Origin of the sequence: Citrobacter sp. wls826 (assembly GCF_005281245.1) — a bacterium.
GTDB classification, from domain to species: domain Bacteria; phylum Pseudomonadota; class Gammaproteobacteria; order Enterobacterales; family Enterobacteriaceae; genus Citrobacter; species Citrobacter braakii.
The window spans coordinates 248,508-249,061 of the sequence record NZ_SZWS01000053.1 but is presented as its reverse complement, the minus strand read 5'-3'; the positions used below and the strand labels follow the sequence as shown (position 1 = coordinate 249,061).

The window sequence follows — 554 nt, the reverse complement described above, 5'->3', positions numbered from 1 at the left end:
GGGTCGAGCGGGGGCGTCGCAAGACGCGCCGGTATCCAGTATGACCGGTAAGGCTAACTCCGCTCGATTCCGCCACCCGCGAGATTAGCCTCTCCGGTGGTGGTTTAAATAAAACATACTGGAGGCTGCCCTATGGCGACTACCCCTCTCTTTTCACACTCTTTATTTACCCTGCCCTTTAGCCATGCCACGGATTTCACCGAACTGGCGGATAACTGCGAGCGTTTTGTCGAAGGGCTGGTTGAATGCCATGACCCGGTTGAAAAACTGGCGATTTGTGCACGTTTGTCGGCCTGTCTCGCGTTATTGCAACCGACCTTAACGGAGCCTGTACCGCAGCATCTGCAAGCGAGCCTGACGGTAGAAACATTCCCGACCCGTTTTCCCCTTTTCGAGCCTGAGCCAGACCAAATGGGGCGCTACTGTCAGTTATTAACGCACCTGCTGATGAGTAAAACGCTGTCTGACGAGATGGAACGAGTGGCGGGTGACTTACTGCAGGATCTGGTGGGCTATTTCGCCGATACGCTAAAAGCGCCGCGCTGGCTGAAAAC

General features: G+C 55.1%; 1 protein-coding gene. It reads left to right on the top strand.

Annotated features, from left to right (window positions below; genetic code table 11):
• Positions 1 to 132: 132 nt before the first annotated feature.
• Positions 133 to 554, top strand: a 422-nt coding sequence (locus FDW87_RS13650) for a hypothetical protein (protein ID WP_137379853.1), incomplete at its 3' end; no start/stop codon positions are given.